Here is an 18215-nt window from a genome sequence, read left to right on the forward strand (position 1 = left end):
GACTACCGCGCGCCCAGCGCGTCCCGCACGCCCTCCCAGTCGAGTCCGAACCGCGCCAGATACTTGCGCAACCGGTCCGCATCGTTCGGCTGCTTCTTGCTCTGGCGCGACACCGCGAACAGCGCGCGGCCCGCCTCCGACAAACTCGCCGAGACGCGGCACACGTCGAGCACACGTTCGAGCTGCGCGCGGTCGAACAGGTCGAGCTCGGCCGCGCGCACGCCGAACACCGCGTCGACGTATCCCTCCGACGCGCCTGCACCGCCCGGCGACGACCACGTGCGCGTCAGCCGCTCGACCTCCTGCTCGGCAATCGCCTCGGTGATCCGCCCCGCATCGGCAAGCGTCGCCATTCGTGTGACCGATGCGGACAACTCGCGGAAATTGCCGGCCCATGCCGCGCGCGGCGACGCCGCGAACGCGAGATAGCGCCGCTTCGCCTCCACGTTGAACCGTACCCGCTCGCCCTGCTCGCGACCGAAACGATCGAGTTCGAATTCGAGGTTCGGCTCGATGTCCTCGCGCCGCTCGGCCAGCCCCGGCAGTTCGTAGGTCCACAGGTTGATCCGCGCATACAGATCCTCGCGGAACGTGCCGGCCGCCACCATCTGCCGCAAATCGCGGTGCGTGCCCGCGATCAGCTCGAAATCGCTGGTCGCCTCGACGTCCGCACCGACCGGCAGGAAGCGCTTCTCCTCGATCGCCTTCAGCAGCATCGCCTGCTCGTCGAGCCCGAGTTCGCCGATCTCGTCGAGAAACAGCAGGCCGCCGTCCGCAGCGCGCAGCAAGCCCGCGCGCGCGGACTGCGCGCCGGTGAACGCGCCCTTCACGTGGCCGAACAGCGTCGACATCGCCGCGTCGCCGCGCAGCGTCGCGCAGTTGATCTCGATGAACGGCCCCGCGAGCCGATGCCGGCCGCGCTTCAGTTCGTACACGCGTTTCGCGAGAAACGACTTGCCGGCGCCCGTCGGCCCGACGAGCAGCATCGGCGCGCGCGAGCGCACCGCCACCCGCTCCAGCTGTTCGATCAGCGCGTTGAAGCGCGCGTTGCGCGTCGCGATACCGGCCTTCAGGAACGACACGGTTTCGTCGCGCTCGCGAGTGAAGCGCTGCGCGATCCGGTTGTAGCGCGACAGGTCGAGATCGATCACCGACACCGTGCCCGGCCCGCTCGGCCCTTCGTCGGTCTGCTTCGGCGGCCCCGTCTGCACGAGGCGCGCGGGCAGGTAGCGCGCTTCCGCGAGCAGGAACCAGCAGATCTGCGCGACGTGCGTGCCGGTCGTGATGTGAATCAGGTAATCCTCGTGCTCGAGGTCGAACGGATACGCGCGCGCAAAGTCGTGCAGCGTCGCGTAGACCTCCTCGAAATCCCACGGGTCGTGGATCGTGACCGGCGTGAGCCGCACGTCGGTATGCGGCGACAGCTGCGCGAGATCGTCGCGCACCTGGTTGGCGAGCCGCGTGTAGCCCGGCGGATGCAGCAATTCGAGCCGGTCGATCGAGAGGTCCGGCTGCAGGCACAGCGAGACGGTCGGCCGCCACTTGCGGTAACGACGCGGCGCGCGGCCGCCCTGGTCGAGCACGGTGCCGAGAAAGCCGATGGCGACGGTCTTGCGCATGTTTATCTCATGGGATAAGAAGCGATCCGATTGTATCGGATTCGATGACGATGCGATGCGACGCGCGTTCCCGAGCGGCCAACGGAAATTCACAAATTGTTCTTTCCCTTCAAATACTTGATCGATTTTCCAACCACCTGACGCGCCCGCTGGCACGCTCCTCGCTCAATAGAAGGCGCCGGATGTCCCGCTGGCCCGCGAGCCAGGGTTCACCAAGCCCTGCTGGTGCGCCGCCGCCGAACCTCGTTCGTCGCGGCAGCGCATGCCGCCATGGACAGACGAAGGCAAAGGGGCGCGCGAGGCAGCCTGGTCCGGGTTCGAATCCCGGGGCGCCCACTGTTCGGAAGCTCATTCAGGTGGAGCAGCCGGCGCAAGCCGGTGTGTGGCGGGTTCGAATCCCGTCCGAACGCTGTCCGCAAGGACGGTCTATCGAGAGAAGCAGTACCCGCCGGTGCGGGCCGACAGGCCCGCCGCGCGTCGGACCGGTTGCGGTTCCGCGCGATCGGCCGGGCGGCCGGACGGCCCGCGCGAATGCGCTCGACGACGCGATGCAGGATGCGTCGCCGCGTGCAGCCGCGCCGGACCCACGCGCCGCCCGCCCGATCGCGTCGCACCCCGATCCGTGCGATGCGTGTCGCCCGGCGGCCATTGAAGAAAAGGACAAGAATATGTGGAAGCGTCATGTGGTGAAAAAGAACGAACGCGCGCTGCTGATGAATGAGGGCGATTTCGTGAAGGTGCTGGAACCGGGCGTGTTCAAGGCCTTCGATCCGTTCAAGCGCCTGTCGGTGCAGACCGCGCGTCTCGACGCGCCGCTCGTCGACGCGGCGCTGGCCGACTACCTGCGTCACGACGCACCGGACGTGCTCGCGCAACACTTCGTCGCGATGGATCTGGCCGACGACGAAGCTGGCCTGCGTTACGAAGACGACGTGCTCGTCGAGGTCCTGCCGCCCGGCACGCGCCGGCTGTACTGGCGCGGCCTGATCACGCACCGGCTGGCGCGCGTCGATCTCGCGCAGGACAGCATGCTGCCGGCCGCGCTCGCGCAGCGCATCGCGCAACCGGCGCTGCGCGCGCGCGGCGTGGCTGGCCTCGCGGGCGTGCTGCTGGTGCAGGTGCCGGCGTATCACGTCGGTGTGCTGAAGATCGACGGCAAGATCGAGCGGCTGCTGGATCCGGGGGTGGCGGCGTTCTGGCGCTTCAACCGCGACGTCGCGGTCGAGCTCGTCGACCTGCGCCTGCAGGCGCTCGAAGTCGCCGGCCAGGAAATCCTGACGCGCGACAAGGTCGCGCTGCGGCTGAACCTGTCGGCGACGTGGTGCTATGCGGACGTGCTGCATGCGTTCGGCCAGCTGCAGAAGCCGGTCGAGCACCTGTATCGCGAACTGCAGTTCGCGCTGCGCGCGGCGGTCGGCACGCGCTCGCTCGACGAGCTGCTGGAGGACAAGCAGGCGATCGACGACGTCGTGATCGCCCAGGTGCGCACGCGGCTCGCGCAATCGGGAGTGGACGTGCGCAGCGTCGGCGTGAAGGATATCGTGCTGCCGGGCGACATGAAGACGATCCTCGCGCAGGTGGTCGAAGCCGAAAAGGCGGCGCAGGCGAACGTGATCCGCCGCCGCGAGGAAACGGCGGCGACTCGCTCGCTGCTGAACACCGCGAAGGTGATGGAAGAGAACCCGACCGCGCTGCGGCTCAAGGAGCTGGAAACGCTCGAGCGCGTCGCGGAACGGATCGACCGCATCTCGGTGTTCGGCGGCCTCGACCAGGTGCTGAACGGGCTCGTCAGCATCAAGGGCGCGTGATGGATGAACCGGCGCGGCGCATGGGTGCCGCGCCGGACGAATGAATGAATGAAGGGTGAAGCAAATGCGTGATGACGATTACCAGGTGATGGAACTGGCGAACGGCAAGCCGGTGAAGATGTGGACGCAAGGCGTCGCGGTCGAGGACGACGCGCGCACGCAATTGCGCAACACCGCGCAGATGCCGTTCATCTTCAAGCACGTCGCGGTGATGCCGGACGTCCACCTCGGCAAGGGCTCGACGATCGGCAGCGTGATCCCGACGAAGGGCGCGATCATCCCGGCCGCGGTCGGCGTCGACATCGGCTGCGGGATGATGGCCGCGCGCACGACGCTCACGGCGGCGGACCTGCCGGACGCACTCGGCGGGCTGCGCAGCGCGATCGAACGCGCGGTGCCGCACGGCCGCGCGCCGGGGCGCCGCGATCCCGGCGCATGGGGCGATCGCACGCCGGCCGCCGTGGCCGAGTCGTGGAAGTCGCTGCTGCCGGGCTTTCAACGGATCGTCGGCAAGTATCCGAAGCTGGAGAAGACGAACCACTATGCGCATCTGGGCACGCTCGGCACGGGCAACCACTTCATCGAGGTGTGTATCGACGAAGCGGATCGCGTGTGGTTCATGCTGCACAGCGGCTCGCGCGGCGTCGGCAATGCGATCGGCAGCCTGTTCATCGAACTCGCGCAGGCCGACATGCGGCAGCACATCGCGAACCTGCCGGATCGCAACCTCGCGTATTTCACCGAGGGCAGCCGGCACTTCGACGATTACGTCGAAGCGGTCGGCTGGGCGCAGGACTACGCGCGCCGCAACCGGCAGGCGATGATGGACGCGGTGATCGGCGCGGCGCGCGGCGCGATCGCGAAACCGTTCGCGGTCGACGAGCACGCGGTGAACTGCCACCACAACTACGTGCAGCGCGAACGCCACTTCGGCGAGGACGTGCTCGTCACGCGCAAGGGAGCCGTATCCGCGCAGAAGGGACAGCTCGGCATCATTCCGGGTTCGATGGGCGCGAAGAGCTTCATCGTGCGCGGGCTCGGCAATCCGGAGAGCTTCTGTTCGTGCAGCCACGGCGCCGGCCGCGCGATGAGCCGGACCGAAGCGAAGCGCCGCTTCACGGTCGACGACCAGGTCAAGGCGACGCGCGGCGTCGAATGCCGGAAGGACGCGGGTGTCGTCGACGAGATCCCGATGGCCTACAAGGACATCGATGCGGTGATGGCGGCGCAGCGCAGCCTCGTCGAAGTGGTGCACACGCTGCGTCAGGTGGTGTGCGTGAAAGGATAGCGCGGCGCGCGGCCGAAGGCCGGGCGGCCGCGCTCGATGAAAAGGAAGGATAACGATGAAAACGGCAACGACATTGAAAACCGTGCGCAGCGCGCATCCGGTCGATCCGGCCGTACGGGCCCGCGTGATGACGGAGCTCGCGGACGTCGAACGCCGCCACGACGTGAGCGTGCTGTTCGCGTGCGAATCCGGCAGCCGCGGCTGGGGCTTCGCGTCGCCGGACAGCGACTACGACGTGCGCTTCGTGTACGTGCACCGGCGTGACTGGTACCTGCGCGTCGAACCGCAACGCGACGTGATCGAGCGGCCGCTCGACGACGAACTCGACGTGAGCGGCTGGGAGCTTCGCAAGGCGCTGCAACTGCTGCACCGGTCGAACCCGACGCTGCTCGAATGGCTCGCGTCACCGGTCGTCTATCGCGAGGATGCCCGCTGGACGCCGCGACTGCGGTCGCTCGCCACGGCGTTCTTCTCGCCGATGCGCGGACGGCATCACTACCTCGCGATGGCGAAGAAGAACTTTCGCGGCTATCTGCAAGGCGACACGGTGCGTTACAAGAAGTACCTGTACGTGCTGCGGCCGCTGCTCGCGGTGCGCTGGATCGACATGGGGCTCGGGATGCCGCCGATGCGTTTCGCGGATCTCGTCGACGGCACCGTGCACGAGCCGGCGGTGCGCGACGAACTCGATGCGCTGCTCGCGTTGAAGATGCGCGCGAACGAAGGCGAGACCGGCCCGCGCCGGCCCGCGATCCACGCGCTCGTCGAAACGATGCTGGCGGAAGCCGAACACGATCGCGACTACAAGCGGCCATCGGGCGACGCCGCCATGCTCGACGCGTTCCTGCGCGACGTGGTCGACGCCCGCTGACGAACGAGCGGCGCGGTGCCCGCGGGCATCGCGCCGGTTCCGTATCTGCCTGCACGCGATCACCGTCGCACGCATCGTGCGCTACGGCGCCACGCGCCGCGTTGTCGGGGTTCGATGCCGCGCCGACGCGCCGCCATCACTTCACGCACCGACGTTCCACTGATCCTGGTCCATCGCGCCCCCTTCATCCGAGGAAAAGCGCATTCTATGCGCGGCGGCCCCATAAGCAACAAACCATTCGTTCTAAGGACGGCGGCGCACCTGCTTCTATAATCGCTCGACCACGACAACAACAGATGGAGCACTCATGACCGATCAGGCCTCTTCGAACTGGCGCCTCGAAACCATCGCCGTGCACGGCGGCTATCGCCCCGACCCGACCACGCGCGCGGTCGCGGTGCCGATCTACCAGACCGTTGCGTACGCATTCGACGACACGCAGCACGGCGCAGACCTGTTCGACCTGAAGGTCCAGGGCAACATCTACACGCGGATCATGAACCCGACGACCGACGTGCTCGAACAGCGGATCGCCGCGCTCGAGGGCGGCATCGGCGCGCTGGCGCTCGCGTCGGGCCAGGCGGCCGTCACGTACGCGATCCAGACGATCGCGGAAGCCGGCGACAACATCGTGTCCGCCAGTTCGCTGTACGGCGGTACCTACAACCTGTTCGCGCATACGCTGCCGCAATACGGCATCACGACGCGCTTCGCCGATCCGCGCGACCCCGCGTCGTTCGAGCCGCTGATCGACGCGCGCACGAAGGCGATCTTCGCGGAATCGGTCGGCAATCCGCTCGGCAACGTGACCGACATCGCCGCGCTCGCGGAAGTCGCGCATCGCCACGGTATCCCGCTGATCGTGGACAACACGGTGCCGTCGCCGTACCTGCTGCGTCCGTTCGAACACGGCGCGGACATCGTCGTGCACTCGCTGACGAAGTATCTCGGCGGCCACGGCACGAGCCTCGGCGGCGCGATCGTCGATTCGGGCAAGTTCCCGTGGGCGCAGCACGCGGACCGCTTCAAGCGGCTCAACGAGCCCGACGTCAGCTATCACGGTGTCGTCTACACCGAAGCGTTCGGGCCGGCCGCATATATCGGCCGCGCGCGCGTCGTGCCGCTGCGCAACATGGGCGCGGCGATCTCGCCGTTCAACGCGTTCCAGATCCTGCAAGGCATCGAGACGCTCGCGCTGCGCATCGAGCGCATCAGCGACAACGCGCTGAAGATCGCGCAGCATCTCGCGCGCCATGAACACGTCGAATGGGTGAACTACGCGGGGCTGCCCGATCACCCGGATCATGCGCTCGTCGCGCGCTACCTGTCGGGCCGCGCGCCCGGCATCCTGACGTTCGGCGTGAAGGGCGGACGCGACGGCGGCGCGAAGTTCCAGGACGCGCTGAAGCTGTTCACGCGGCTCGTCAACATCGGCGACACGAAGTCGCTCGCGACGCATCCGGCCTCGACGACGCACCGCCAGCTGTCGCCGGCCGAGCTCGCGAAGGCCGGCGTGAAGGAGGAAACGGTACGGCTGTCGATCGGCATCGAGCACATCGACGACCTGCTCGCCGATCTCGACCAGGCGCTCGCGCAGCTGTGAGCCGATGCGGGCGTGCCGACACGCCCGCTTCAAGGTGTTCAATCCCCGGTCGATGCCTGGGGCCACGTTCGGCATGCAACCATCGTGCGTCGCAGCACCCGCATCGGCGCCTACGGCTACGCAAGGAATCGTCAATCTCGGACCACGCCATCGCTTCTGATCGGAATGTCGATCGCGCACCGATACGCGCGTGACGAAAATTTCATCTTCCGATCAGGTTCGCGATGGATCGCGTCGCATACCATCGAATGCGTGACGGGTGATGCCCGTTGCGAACCACGCAAGCGTATCGCTGTCGCACGGCACGATCACGCGTTGGCCCGGACACTGCGAGTGCCGGGCCTTTTTTTGCTTCTTTGCGGAATTCCGTTGACGTGGCTTGCCGATCCGGTTCGGCCAACCGCACGTTCGCGAAGCAGCCATCTACCCGGTGCGGGATCGTTCAAAGCGATACGAACCGCGACGACTCCCGTGCATCCATTGGATTGCTATGAGCGTCGCTTGGGGTTCCACGCCTTGTGTACGAACTCGAGACGGTTGCCGTCGAGGTCGGCGACGTTGGCGGCGTAGTAGCCGGGGGCGAAGTAGGTACGATCCGCCGGTCTTCCCTCATCGATGCCGCCGGCCTTGATTGCGGCTGCGTAGGCAGCGTCGACGAGTTCGTTCGTATCGCAGACGATCCCCAGGTAAAGCCCGGTCTCGCCTGGCTGACGTTGCGTAGCCAGATGCTTGATCCAACCCCCTCTCCCTTGCCGTACACATCGTCGCCGATGCCGTAGAGATCGGGGACGCTCGCCGGGCCATTCGCGGAGTCGTAGTTGCCGAATACGCTCCAGCCGAGTGGCTTCAAGGCTTCGGAGTAGAAGATCAGCGACTTCTCGATGTCGGTGACCGAGATGTAAACGTGATCGATCATTTGCCCGCCTTCGACGTGGATGGGTGCTGTTCGTGCATAACTATAGTCGACAGCCGCGCATGTGGCGCGGGGATATGACTGCATCAAGGAGTGACGTTGCGCTTCGGGAACAGGCACGGATGCGTGTTCACGTAGAAGTTCGGATTGCCGCACCGATGCCCCGCATGGTCGATCTGTTCGCCGGGCATCAGGCCGGTGGGCACCGCATCGCGCGCGGCCTTCGGCGCGGACGATCCGACCGTCCCGGCTTCGGGACGGGATGACGCGCAACCGGCGACCAACGGGGCAATCAGCAGGGCTAGCAACGACAGGCGAATGGCGGGACGATCCACTGTCGGGTACGGAATGAAAGTCGAAACGAGACCGTCCGCCCTCCATGCCGGTGCGGCGAACGGTGCGCATGCCGTCGACACTATCGGCCGTCGGCAGGCGAGATGCTCCGCTTCCCGCTCATCGCATGCATGACCCGAACATGACGATTGCATCACGTCGGCCGGGCCCGCACGTCACGCCCCGCCCCGCCCCGCAATCTGACGCATTTGTCATCTGCCGATCACGGTCACGCTCGGCGGCTTTCGCATACTGGGCTCATGGATCGCCACCCGGCGGCCACATCAAGGAGAGCTTCATGAAAACGGCAAGACTCGCAGCCCTGTTCGTCACCGCCACGCTGTCGCTCGGCGTCGCCTCGCAAGCCGCCTTCGCGCAAACGCACACTCAAACGCAGGGCAAGACCCGCGCGGAAGTCATCGACGAACTCAAGCAGGCGCAGCACGACGGCGTGGTGCCGACGAGCAAGACGCAGTACCCGCCGACCAGCGAGATCATCGCGCGCAACAAGGAACTTCACGGGATCTCGGTGCATGCCGGCGAGAAGTCGCCACAGGCCGACAATCACGACAGCCTCGCGACGCGCTGATGCGAGTCAGGCGTGGGTGCTGCCCGGCGATCGCCGGCAGCGTGCCGCGCGCCGCCGGGTCGCGGCGAACGTGCGGCCGTGCCGTGCGGTGCGAACGCGGCACCGCAGAGGGTGAAGATCGGGCAGACGACACTGCCGGCTGGACAGTGTCCGCAACGCAGTTTTACAAGCTGCCCCGCTTCGCGCGCCGGCGTTGCACCAGCCAGTCGAGCAACTGCCGTCCGTCGCGTTCGCCGAACCATCGCGCATGACCGATCAGATAACCGTCGTACGCAACCTCGACGATGTCCGGTGCATTGACGATGCAGCCGAAATACGCGACTTCCGACAGCGCGAATTCGGTATGCACGACCGGCAGCATCGCGACCAGCGCCGCATACGCGTCGTCGCTCAGCGGTTCGAGCGATTCGTAGCCGTCGAGCAGCGCGCCGATCTGTTCATGCTCGACGCGACGTGCATCGGCCGGCGCCATCCAGTCGATCGCGTTGCGTTCGATCGCGAGCGCGAGATCCATGACGGCGCAGGTGCGATCCGACAAGCCGAAATCGAGCACGGTCCGCACCTGCGCGCCGGGCGCGGCGTCGGTCCACAGCAGATTCGACGCATGCCAGTCGCCGTGCGTCCAAAGCGGCGCCAGCGCGGGCAGCAGCGGCACGAGGCGCGCGTGGTACGGGCCGATCGCATCCGCGACATCGCCGCGCCAGTCGCGCGTGCCGAGCGCGCGCACCAGCAGCGGCTGCGCATCGACCCAGCGTTCGAGCGCATCGGGAAGATCGGCGGACGACAGCACCCGGAAACTCGACAGCAGCGTGCGCACGGGCCGCGCCGGCGCATCGTAGCCGGCCGACGCGCGATGCAGTTCGGCCAGCGCGCGGCCTGCCGCGTACGCATGCGAAGGATGCGTGAACGGCTGCCACGACATCACGCCGCGATACGCGTCCACACCTGGCGCCACCACGTGCACTTCATAGGTCCAGTCGCCGGATGCGAACGCGGTCGCGCCGTCGCGACCGGCGAGCACGTCCGCGACCGGCACACCGCGATCGCGCAAATGCGCGATGAAGCGATGCTCCTCCTCGAGCCCGGCGACGTCGCGCAGGCTCGCGTGATGACGCTTGACGAACAGCGCGCGTGCGTCGGCCGTGTGCACCAGCACCGCCGCCGAGAACGGCCGCGGGCTGTGCCACGTAAGCCGCGCCGGTGCGCCGACGCCATCGATCCGCGCAAGCACGCCCGCGACTTCGTCGTGCGTCATCAGCGGCCAGTCGCGTTCGGCCTGCTCGCCGTCGACGCCGAATTGCGGCGGCGCGACGTCCCGCATGTCGGCGACGTCACGCGATGCAGGCGCGTCCGGTTCGAGTGGAAATGACATGAACGACGTCGCTCCGTAGTTGAATCAGCCCGTGAATCGGCTCGTGAATCAGCCCTTGGATCAGCCCGCCGGGCTCGCCGTCGTGCGCAGCGCATTCGCCGTCCGGCTCCAGTCGCGCCAGCCGACGACGGCGAGCGCGATGAACAGCGCGTAGAGTCCTGCCGTCAGATACAGCGCCTTGAACACGAACATCCCGACGTACACGACGTTCACGACGATCCACAGCCCCCACGACGCGATGTAGCGCCGCGCGGTCCAGTATTGCGCGACGAGGCTGAACGCGGTCAGCGACGCATCGACGAACGGCAGCGCCGCATCGGTCCAGCGCGCCATCATCCCGCCGAGCAGCGCGCTGCCGACGACGGCCGCGATCAGATCGGGCAGCATCTGCCGCGGCCGCACGCCGGTGACGGGCGCGACGTCGCCTTGCGGCGCAGCGCCGGCGCCCGCCTCGAGCGTACGCTGCGCGATCCAGCGGCGCCAGCCGTACACCTGCAGCACCGCGAACGCGCCCTGCAGCAGCATGTCGGAATACAGCTTCGCGTCGAAGAAGATCCAGCCGTACAGCGCGACCGACGCGAGCCCGACCGGCCAGCACAGCATGCGCCGCTTCGCGGTCAGCCAGATCGCGAGCGCGCTGACGATCACGCCGGCGATTTCGAGTGGGGACATCGTCTGTGCTCTCCTGGTTGGCTGCCGGGGCCGCGCATCACGCGGCCGGGTCCGGACGATCAGAAATCATAGGTCAACGACACGCGCGCGGTGCGCGGCGCGCCCGGGAACAGGTACGCGTCGCCCTGCTGCTCGCCCGCGTCGCGCCAGTAGAACTTGTTGAACAGGTTGTCCACCGACACGCGCAGCACCGTGCGATGGCCCGCGATCTTCGTCGTATAGCGTGCGCCGAGATTGAACACGAACCACGACGGCACGCGCGCGGTGCCCTCCTCGTTCGCGTTGCGCGCCGCGCTGTACTCGACGCCGCCGAGCACGTTCAGACCGGCAACGCCCGGCACCGCGTAGTCCGCATACAGCGACGCGCGCAGCGCCGGCACGTTGATGATCTGGTGCCCTTCGTACGCCGGCGAACCCGCGTCGTACGCGCGCGCGCGAATCGCCGCGACGCTGGCCGTCAGCCCGAGCCGCTCGGTCACGCGCCCGGCCGCGCCGAACTCGATCCCCTGGTGGCGCTGCGTGCCGCGCTGCACGAACGTATAGCTCGTGCCCGACGCATCGGGGTCGGCGAACTGGAACGGCTTGCTGATCGAGAACACGGCGGCCGTGAGGCTCAGCCGGTCGAGCCAGTCGTATTTCGCGCCGAGCTCGAACTGGTGCGATTCGACCGGCGGCAGGAACGCATACGCGTTGGTCGCGCGCACCGGCGCCTGGTCGCCGAGCGACAGCGCCTTGCTGTACGACGCGTACAGCGACAGCACGTTCACCGGCTTGTAGACGAGCGCGACCTGCGGCAGGAACACCGAGCGGTCGGTGTGCGTCGCGTCGCCGTCGAGGCTGCTCCAGCTGCGCTGGCGCAGCAGCACTTCCTTGCCGCCCGCGAGCACCTGCCAGTGCTCGCCGATGCTGATGCGGTCGAGCCCGAACACGCCGTACTGCCACGCGTCGAGCTGCGGATACGACGGCCCGGCCGCGTTCGGCGACGGTGCGAACGCGACGTCGGGCCCATAGATGTTCTCGCTGCCCACGTAGTCGTACACGGCATTCGCCATGTGCACGACGCGGCGCTGCACGCTCACGCCGAGCGTCAGCTCGTGCCGCAGCGGCCCCGTCGCGAACTTGCCGGTCGTGACCGCGCGCAGGTCGTCGTTGCGGCGGTATTCGCCCGGGCTGCGGAAGTCGTACACGTCGTAGTCGCCGTTCGCGCCGAAGAAGAACGGCGACGTCGTGCCGGCCGCGCAACTCGCCGCGTAATAGCAGCCGTACGCGAACGCGCTGTTGTCGTCGATCATCGTGCGGCTGCGGCCGGCGGCGACGTAGGCCTTCCAGTCGTCGTTGAACTGGTAGTCGAAGCGCGCGTTCAGGTTCAGCGCATCGGTCGTCACCGGCTTCGCCCACGGCTGCGTGCCGAGCGCCTTCGACGTCGTCTTGACCGACGGCACGACGGTGCCGCCGAGCAGCTGGTAGCCGGGCGCGGAACGCTGGATCCACTGCTGGAATTCCGCGTTGAACTGCAGGCTCGCGCGCGGGCTGATGTCCCAGTCGGCGGCGATCGAGCCGAACGTGCGTCGTCCGTTGGTGCCGTCGATATAGGAGTGCATGTTCTCCTTCGCGGCATTGATCCGGAAGCCGAACTGATTGTCGGGGCCGAAGCGGCGGCCGAGATCGACGGACGCCGACGTCGAGCCGCGGCTGTCGACGCCGCCCGTCACGCTCGCGACGTTCGCCGAACGCTTCGTCACGAAGTTGATCACGCCGCCCGGCGCGACCACGCCGCTGTCGATGCCGGCCAGCCCCTTCAGGATCTCGACGCGCTCCTTGTTCTCGAGCGGCACGTTCTGCTCGCCGGACACCGTCATCCCGTCGATCCGGATCGCGCTCGCGAGATCGACCGGAAAGCCGCGGATCGCGAAGCCTTCGAAATAACCGACCGGCGCATAGTCGTTGACGACCGATGCGTCGTTGCGCACCACGTCGCTCAAGCGCTTCGCCTGCTGATCGTCGATCAGCGCCCGCGTGACGACGTTGACGGAGGCCGGCGTGTCGCGCAGCGGCGCATCGTCGAGCCCCGCGACCGACGCCGTGCGTGCGCGCAGCGTGTTGCCGCGCTCGCCGCTCACCGTGATCGCCGGCAGCGTCGTGCTGCCGGCCACACCGGCGTCGGGCGCCGGCGCGTCGCCTTGTGCCGCGGCGGCCTGCGCCGCGAAAAGCGTGATACCGAGACCGACGCCAAGCCCGGCCTTCGCGCGCCGCCGCCGTGCGGGCGACGCTGTTGTTCTATTCACCGTCATTGTTCTGGATGGAAAACTCGCCACTCGACCCTGTCGAAACCTTCGAAACGCTTTGCGCCGCTGCGAAGCGCGACCTCATGCAAGCACCCGCGACGGTCCTGCGGACGCCGGGCACGAACGTCGACACGACATTCATCAGACGAATCTGACGATCGGGCAGCATGCGTGCCGATCGATCGGGAAAGCGCAGGATGGGACATCGGATGACGGTGACGCGCCGGGCACCGACGCAGCCGTCGATCCTGGATCTCGAACATGTCGGGCGGCCGGCTGCGTCGCGCGGTCTTGTCATGCGGGGGACGCTTCGAACGCCCCGGTTGCGGGCGCCGGGCAGTTGCGTACGCCGTTCGTCGGAACGGCGGCATGCCCGTCGCGCGCGACATCGCGGCGTGGCGCGCATTTTACCCCGGGCGGGGCTGAAGGCCGTGGAATCGGGTGGAACGGGAGACGCGACCGGCGGGATGGGGGAAATACGCTTCGAATGGTGCGACAGCGGCGGCGATGCGATCGCGATGCGCATCGCGCGCGGCGACCTCGACAACCGGTGCAGTCACGCGCCGGTCGAACGAGCGAAAACCGGAGCGGGAATGACGGCCCGCTGCCGGTTCACCCAACGTTCAGAACCCCTGCATCGTCGCGGTCGGATCGACAACCAGATGCACGACGCCGTAGATGACCGCGCCGACCAGCAGCGCGAGCACAATCGCCACGAACGGCAGCAACGTATAGTTGACGTTCGCGAGATCGGCCGCGTGCGCCTTGCTGTTGCGTACGCCGAAGAAACTCCACAGGACCAGCTTGATCATGCCGAGCAGTTTCATGGTTGTGCTCCTTTCATCGAATCGGTTGACGCTATCGTCGATCCGGCCGGCATTCGAAAAAAGAAGCAGTTGCGCGTGCTTTTCGCGCAGCAGGCCGTCTGCGGCGGCGTGTCGCAGGGTCCATCAGCGGTCGAGCACGAGCGCCTCCGTGGTGCCCGTCGCGGGCCGCGCGACGCACAGCAGCGCACAGCCCGGTTCGACCGGCGCGTCGGGCGCTTGCACGTAATCGACCGCACCGGACAGCACGCGCGTCGCGCATGTGCCGCACGACCCCGACCGGCATTCGGACGGCACCGCCACGCCCCGGCCTTCGGCGAATTCGAGCAGCGTGCCGTCGGCGGGCGTCCATGCGGCGTCGCGTGCCGAGCGGCGGAACACGACCGGCACGCTTGCCGCCGGCGGCGCCCCGGCCGCGCGGGTCGCGCTGCGCACGACGCTCGACGGCCCGAACGCCTCGAAGCGGATACGCTCGTCCGGCACGTTCAGCGCTCGCAATCCGTCGTACATATCTCGCATGAACGCGGCGGGTCCGCACAGGTAGAAATCGTAGTCGTCGAACGGCAGGATGCGCTTCAGTTGCGCGATGTCGACACGGCCCGGTCGCGCCGCGCCGTCGCGCTGCGGCCGGCTGTCGAACCAGTGCAGCGATACGCGCGGGTCCGCGTCCGCGATGCGCGTCAGTTCCGCTGAAAACGGCCGCTCGGCCGTATCGCGCGCGCCGTGCACGAACACCACGCGACGCGACGGTGCGTCGTCGGCCAGCGCGCGGCGCAGCATCGCGATCATCGGCGTGATGCCGATGCCGGCCGACACCAGCACCGCCGGACGCGGGCTCGCGACGTCGAACGTGAAGCGGCCGCGCGGCATCTGCGCATCGAGCGTCATGCCGGCACGCGCGTGGTCGTGCAGCCAGGCCGACACGCGTCCTTCGCGCTTCACGGTGATCCGGTAATGCGATGCGCCGGGTGCATCGGACAGCGTGTAGCTGCGAATCGTCGGCACATCTTCGTCCGGAAGCGCGACGCGCAGCGTCAGATGCTGCCCGGCTTCGTAGGCCGGCAACGCGTCGCCGTCCGCCGCTTCGAAATGAAACGAGCGGATCGCGCGCGCTTCGTCGACGATCTTCGCGATGCGCAGCGGGCGCCAGCTGGAGGGGGACGAGGACACAGATGCAGGTGCGGATACCGCCGGCACACCAGCCCCCACCTTCCCCGCAAACTGCGGCGCCCGCTCAACCGCCGACCACCGAAACGGCAGCACACCCCGCGTGCGCCGCACTTCGCGCACGTGAAACCGCACGACCCGCTGCGCGCCGTCGAACGACGCGACGAGCGGCCCGTCCCACACGATTTCGGCCCGCGCAGCGACATACAGCAGGTCGCCGCTGTCGAAATCGACGAACAGCAGCCCCGCGCGCGGATCGTGCTGCAGGTTGCCGAGCGTATTGAAGAAGCGGTTGCCGCTGAAATCCGGCGTCGTCAGCGTGTGCGCGTCGTCGACGCGCACGAAGCCGGGCATGCCGCCGCGATGCGACACGTCCGCGCCGCGCGCGGCACCCGCATCCGCCGACGTATTCGCACTCGCGACGAAGAACGTATCGGCCTGCGCGAGCAACGCGCGATCCGCGTCGCTCAGCCGGCCCGACACGTCGGCCGCGATGGACACATCGCCTTCGCGCGGCACGAGCGTCGGCGTGCGGCCCTGAATGTACTTCGCACAGTTGCCGAAGCTCTGCTCGACCGCGATCGTCAGCGCGCCGCCGTCGACCGCGCGCACGACGCCGTTCACGCGATTGCGCCGGCGCGTGTCGAACTCGATCCCGAGCCCGCCGAGCGGCACGCCGGGCTGCCATGCTCCGGCCAGCGGATCGCCGGGCAGCGCGTCGCCGTCGATGCGCAGCGTGCGCGCGTCCGGCGTCGTCACGAAACCGGGCATCCCGACCCGCAGCGTCGCCCACGGCTGGCCGCCCGCATCGACGCCGCCGAGCACGAAGAACGGCAACTGCGCGAAGAACGTGCGGTGCTGGTCCGGCATGAAGCGCCGGATGCCGCGCCGGCCGGCCGCGTCCGCGGCCTGCGTCACGCCCGCGCGCTGCTGCACGGCCAGCTCGCCCGCATGAAACGGCGCAATATCCAGTTCCCAGCCCGGTACGGCGGCACTCGGCGCGGTCATCGTGTTCTCCCGGTGAAATCGCGGCTTCGCCGTCAGGCGGCGAGCAGGCCGGCGCGGGTCGGCGGCATCGCGACGAAGCCCGGCAGCGCCTCGACGCGCGCGAGCCACGCGCGCACATGCGGATACGGTTCGAGCGACACGCCGCCTTCCGGCGCGTGCGCGATGTACGTGTAGGCAGCGATGTCGGCGATCGTCGGTTGCGCGCCCGCGGCGAACGGCTTGCCGGCGAGTTCCTGGTCGATCACGGCAAGCACCTTCGCGGCCGTGCGCTTGGCCGCGTCATGATCGAGCGGCGCGCCGAACACGGTGACGAGCCGCGCGGCCGCCGGCCCCGTTGCGATGGGCCCGGCCGCGTACGACAGCCAGCGCTGCACGGTCGCCGCGCCGGGGGCATCGTCGGGCAGCCAGTGCGCGTCGCCGTAGCGCTTCGCGAGATACACGAGGATCGCGTTCGAATCGGCGAGCACGGTGCCGTCGTCGTCGATCACCGGCACCTGACCGAGCGGATTGAGCGTGAGGAACGCCGGTTCGCGCTGCGCGCCGGCCGCGAGGTCGACGTCGACGGTCTCGAACGGCAGCCCGAGGAGCGACAGGAACAGCCGGACGCGATGCGCGTGCCCGGACAGCGGGAACGAATAGACACGAACCGGACGGGCGGGCTTGCTGGCGGCTGGCATGGGAAAGCTCCTGGATCTCGCGCCGCCGGGAATCGGCGACGAACGGCCCCAGCGTAGCGCTCGCCGTTCGCGGCCAGAAGACGGATAATCGCTGAAACATTATCCGCTTCCATAGGACAATCGACGATGGCCGATCTGCGCGACGTGAACCTGAACCGGCTGGCGATCTTCGTCGCGGTGGTCGACGCCGGCTCGCTGACGGCCGCGGCCGAGCGGCTCGGCCTCGCGAAGACGGTCGTCAGCACGCACATGCAGCGCCTCGAATCCGAAGTCGGCGCGAACCTGCTGGTGCGCACCACGCGACGGCTGAGCGTGACCGATGCGGGGCGCGCGTTCTACGACGCGTGCCGCGACATCGTGCGCGCGACCGAAAGCGCGCTCGACGCGGTGTCGTCCGACTCCGGGCCGCTGCGCGGCACGCTGCGCGTGAGCGTGCCGATCGACTACGGCGCGCTGGTCGTCGCGCCGGCGATCGTCGCGCTGCGCGACGCGCATCCGCGGCTCGACGTCGAACTGATCGCGAACGACCGCATCGCCGATCTCGTCGCGGACAATCTCGACGTCGCGATCCGCATCGGCCGCCTCGCGGATTCGAACTATCGCGCGGTGCAGCTCGGCGAGTACGAGAAATGGCTGGTCGCGAGCCCCGCGTTCGTCGCGCGGCACGGGCTGCCGCGCGACCCGGACGCGCTCGCCGCGCTGCCGTTCGTGATGCTGTCGACGTTGTCGCGCCCGCATACGGTCGAACTCGACCACGCGCGCGGCGGCCATGCGTCGGTGCGTTGCGTCTCGCCGGTCGTGTCGAACACCGCGACGGCCTGCCGCGCGATCGCGCTCGCGGGCGGAGGCTTCGGGCTCCTGACGGATTTCTCGATCGCGGAGGACGTCGCGGCCGGCCGGCTCGTGCGGCTGCTGCCCGCGTGGCGCTCGGCACGGGCCGGGATCCATGCGGTGTATCCGTCGACGCGGTTGCCGTCGCCGAAGGTGCGCGCGTTCATCGACGCGATGAAGGCAAGGATCGCGGCAACGGCCGCCGCGCCGCGTGTGCGCGCGACACGGGTGCGACGCGCCGACGATTGAACAGGCAACCGCCTGTCACATGAACTTCACGTAGCGCCGCCTTTTGGCGGCCGCTTCGCGTTTCGAGTCTCTTCGGGTTCGTACGCAACGCGAATTCGTATTCCTG

The 18215-nt window shown here is 68.3% G+C and carries 15 protein-coding genes and 1 tRNA gene; 7 read left to right on the top strand and 9 right to left on the bottom strand.

Annotated features, from left to right (window positions below):
* Positions 1 to 2: 2 nt before the first annotated feature.
* The gene (rtcR, locus tag DIE17_RS10860; protein WP_124645971.1) at positions 3 to 1619 is read right to left on the bottom strand and encodes an RNA repair transcriptional activator RtcR; all 1617 of its coding nucleotides are present in this window, start codon (positions 1617 to 1619) and stop codon (positions 3 to 5) included.
* A gap of 337 nt (positions 1620 to 1956) precedes the next feature.
* On the opposite strand from rtcR, the gene DIE17_RS37350 reads away from it, so the two are divergent.
* The 5 genes from DIE17_RS37350 (at position 1957) to DIE17_RS10880 (ending at position 7189) form a co-directional block, all read left to right on the top strand.
* Positions 1957 to 2029 (top strand) — tRNA-Cys (locus tag DIE17_RS37350).
* Positions 2030 to 2287: 258 nt separating this feature from the next.
* Complete coding sequence (locus DIE17_RS10865) at positions 2288 to 3427, top strand: slipin family protein (protein ID WP_124667656.1); 1140 nt, start codon at positions 2288 to 2290, stop codon at positions 3425 to 3427.
* A 64-nt stretch (positions 3428 to 3491) separates the two neighbouring features.
* Positions 3492 to 4715, top strand: coding sequence for an RtcB family protein (locus DIE17_RS10870; RefSeq protein WP_124645969.1), 1224 nt, complete (start codon positions 3492 to 3494; stop codon positions 4713 to 4715).
* Positions 4716 to 4770: 55 nt separating this feature from the next.
* Positions 4771 to 5586: a nucleotidyltransferase domain-containing protein gene (locus tag DIE17_RS10875; protein WP_124645968.1), complete on the top strand. Its 816-nt coding sequence runs from the start codon at positions 4771 to 4773 to the stop codon at positions 5584 to 5586.
* Between the two features lie 307 nt (positions 5587 to 5893).
* Positions 5894 to 7189 (top strand): O-acetylhomoserine aminocarboxypropyltransferase/cysteine synthase family protein, encoded by a 1296-nt coding sequence (locus DIE17_RS10880; RefSeq protein ID WP_044848100.1) that lies wholly within the window; start codon positions 5894 to 5896, stop codon positions 7187 to 7189.
* 442 nt (positions 7190 to 7631) lie between these two features.
* On the opposite strand, the gene DIE17_RS10885 is transcribed toward DIE17_RS10880, so the two are convergent.
* The gene (locus DIE17_RS10885; protein WP_124645967.1) at positions 7632 to 8105 is read right to left on the bottom strand and encodes a VOC family protein; all 474 of its coding nucleotides are present in this window, start codon (positions 8103 to 8105) and stop codon (positions 7632 to 7634) included.
* Positions 8106 to 8188: 83 nt separating this feature from the next.
* Positions 8189 to 8437 (bottom strand): hypothetical protein, encoded by a 249-nt coding sequence (locus tag DIE17_RS10890; protein WP_260426194.1) that lies wholly within the window; start codon positions 8435 to 8437, stop codon positions 8189 to 8191.
* A 296-nt stretch (positions 8438 to 8733) separates the two neighbouring features.
* Here DIE17_RS10890 and DIE17_RS10895 point away from each other — a divergent pair, with 296 nt between their 5' ends.
* The gene (locus tag DIE17_RS10895) at positions 8734 to 9024 is read left to right on the top strand and encodes a DUF4148 domain-containing protein (RefSeq protein WP_124520340.1); all 291 of its coding nucleotides are present in this window, start codon (positions 8734 to 8736) and stop codon (positions 9022 to 9024) included.
* 163 nt (positions 9025 to 9187) lie between these two features.
* On the opposite strand, the gene DIE17_RS10900 is transcribed toward DIE17_RS10895, so the two are convergent.
* From DIE17_RS10900 to DIE17_RS10925, 6 genes are all read right to left on the bottom strand, one after another.
* Positions 9188 to 10396 (bottom strand): phosphotransferase enzyme family protein, encoded by a 1209-nt coding sequence (locus DIE17_RS10900; RefSeq protein ID WP_124645966.1) that lies wholly within the window; start codon positions 10394 to 10396, stop codon positions 9188 to 9190.
* A gap of 60 nt (positions 10397 to 10456) precedes the next feature.
* Positions 10457 to 11068, bottom strand: coding sequence for a nicotinamide riboside transporter PnuC (gene pnuC / locus DIE17_RS10905; RefSeq protein ID WP_124645965.1), 612 nt, complete (start codon positions 11066 to 11068; stop codon positions 10457 to 10459).
* A 59-nt stretch (positions 11069 to 11127) separates the two neighbouring features.
* Positions 11128 to 13359 (bottom strand): TonB-dependent siderophore receptor, encoded by a 2232-nt coding sequence (locus DIE17_RS10910; RefSeq protein ID WP_124645964.1) that lies wholly within the window; start codon positions 13357 to 13359, stop codon positions 11128 to 11130.
* Between the two features lie 617 nt (positions 13360 to 13976).
* Positions 13977 to 14180 carry a DUF2970 domain-containing protein gene (locus DIE17_RS10915; RefSeq protein ID WP_021164122.1) on the bottom strand — a complete coding sequence of 68 codons (204 nt, stop codon included), beginning with the start codon at positions 14178 to 14180 and terminating at the stop codon, positions 13977 to 13979.
* A gap of 123 nt (positions 14181 to 14303) precedes the next feature.
* On the bottom strand, positions 14304 to 16352 hold the full coding sequence (locus DIE17_RS10920) for a pyridoxamine 5'-phosphate oxidase family protein (protein ID WP_124645963.1): 2049 nt from the start codon (positions 16350 to 16352) through the stop codon (positions 14304 to 14306).
* Positions 16353 to 16384: 32 nt separating this feature from the next.
* The gene (locus tag DIE17_RS10925; RefSeq protein WP_124645962.1) at positions 16385 to 17029 is read right to left on the bottom strand and encodes a glutathione S-transferase family protein; all 645 of its coding nucleotides are present in this window, start codon (positions 17027 to 17029) and stop codon (positions 16385 to 16387) included.
* A gap of 126 nt (positions 17030 to 17155) precedes the next feature.
* Here DIE17_RS10925 and DIE17_RS10930 point away from each other — a divergent pair, with 126 nt between their 5' ends.
* Positions 17156 to 18109 (top strand): LysR family transcriptional regulator, encoded by a 954-nt coding sequence (locus DIE17_RS10930; RefSeq protein ID WP_124645961.1) that lies wholly within the window; start codon positions 17156 to 17158, stop codon positions 18107 to 18109.
* The last annotated feature ends 106 nt before the right edge of the window (positions 18110 to 18215 follow it).

It is taken from the genome of Burkholderia sp. Bp9099 (genome assembly GCF_003857805.1).
Lineage (GTDB): Bacteria > Pseudomonadota > Gammaproteobacteria > Burkholderiales > Burkholderiaceae > Burkholderia.